Raw genomic sequence first — 2057 nt, forward strand, 5'->3', positions numbered from 1 at the left:
TACCCCCGTGGCCTATGCGCCGGCTGACCTGCCATCGAGCATGAAGGCACTGATTGATGGTGGCAAGAACATTATGCGTGATGAGAATGGTAATTACTATTCTGTTTCCAACTTCTATACCTTCTCCAACCCATTGGCTTATAACGCCTCAAGCGTTCAGAACCGCCGTTTCAACCGTGTAAACGGTAACTTCGCTTTGGAGTTTACGCCTATCAAGGGCCTTATTTTCACAAGTAAGTTTGGTTATTTCATCAATTCGGGCAACAGCACGCAGTATAGTTACCCCTATTATACCAGCGCTCAGCGTTATGCTTTGCAGTCAAACTTCAGTCAAACCAACCGTGATGGCGTGAATTATCAGTGGGATAACTACCTCAATTATATGCTCCGAGTAGGTAAGAAGCACGATATAACAGCCATGATAGGCCACTCTTTCACCCGCAATACGTCTACTTATACCACCGGTGGCCTGCAAGCCGACCAAGAAAGTGGTGAGGGCGTTCTTCAGAAAGACGAGCCTTGGCTTTTCGGATGGCTCGACTTTGCCAGCAGCTCTGCGAAAAAGACCAACAGCGGTGTGCGTACCGTCAACACCAGCGAATCCTATTTTGGTCGTGTTACCTATGGTTATGATAACAAATATCTGTTCCAATTCTCGCTCCGTGCCGACGCTTTCGACCTTTCCAAGCTCCCTATGACCAACCGTTGGGGCTATTTTCCCGCAACCTCCGTGGCTTGGGTAGCCTCCGAGGAAGGCTTTTGGAAGCAAATGCCGTCATGGTTTGAGTATCTGAAAGTGCGTGCCAGCTGGGGTAAGAACGGTTCTATCGGCGCGTTGAGCAATTACCTTTACGCCACGACAATGGCCAGTGGCAACAAGTATGCCTTTGGTGATGACGCCAATCCGCAGTACATCACCGGCTCCACACCTACCTCTATGGGTAATGACAAGCTGTCTTGGGAAACGTCAACGCAGTTTGACTTAGGTCTTGACGCGCGCTTCTTCAAGGGCAGACTCAACCTTACCGTTGACTGGTATTCCAAGAAGACCGACGATTTGTTGGTTACCGGCCTGAAACCTTCACTCATTGCGGGTGGTACTTTCTCACCCATGAACGCCGGATCAGTATCTAACAAGGGCCTTGAAGTGGAGTTAGGATGGCGCGATAACATCGGAAAGTTCCGCTATGGCGTACGTGGTAACTTCTCCACATTAAAGAATGAGGTGACTTATTTGAGCAAAGGAATCGATTATATCTCGGGATATGCACGCTTGAACGACCCCTTGACCATATTCGAGGAAGGCTCCGAGGTATGGCATTTCTATGGTTATAAGTTCAAAGGAATAGACCCTGCCAACGGCCAACCTATGTTTGAGGACCTTACCAACGACGGTTTGATAACCACGGAAGACCGTACCAACATCGGCTCCGCTATCCCCACGGTTACTTACGGTATCACCCTCGACGCCTCATGGAAGGGCTTCGACGCCATCATCTTTGGTTCGGGCGTGGCCGGAAACGAAGTTTATCAGAGCTTGTTCTCGTCCGATCGCACCAGCGGAAACCGCATCAAGAGCGAATGGTACGACGATCGATGGACTCCAAACCACACTGCGGCCAGCCATCCGGCGGCCAATGCCGACATTTCCAAGTACACTTTATCAAGCGCAATGATAAAGGATGGCTCCTACTTTAAGATAAAGCAGATACAACTTGGCTACACTATACCTAAGCACTTGACCAAAAAAGCACTCATAGACAACCTCCGTGTGTACGTTTCTTTGGAGGATTTCTTCACCTTTACCAAGTATTCGGGCTTCGATCCCGAGGCCAGTTCAGCCAGCACAGGCTCCGGTCAGGGTGTCGATATTTGCAGTTATCCCGTATCAAAGAAAGTAGTTCTTGGTGTTAACTTAACCTTCTAAACCGCCAACCGATTATGAAAAAGATATTTATTTACGCCTTTTCACTGCTTACTTGCCTTGCTTTCACGGCTTGCAGTGACAATCTTAACATTGAAAAGATGGGTAATCTCGGCTCATCGGACGACTTTTA

General features: G+C 48.6%; 1 protein-coding gene. It reads left to right on the forward strand.

The window, feature by feature from the left end:
- The coding region (locus tag VIR50_RS08075) for a SusC/RagA family TonB-linked outer membrane protein (protein WP_331934634.1) at positions 1-1927 on the forward strand (1927 nt) is incomplete at its 5' end.
- Positions 1928-2057: the final 130 nt, after the last annotated feature.

Source organism: Prevotella sp. (assembly GCF_036570325.1).
GTDB lineage: Bacteria > Bacteroidota > Bacteroidia > Bacteroidales > Bacteroidaceae > Prevotella.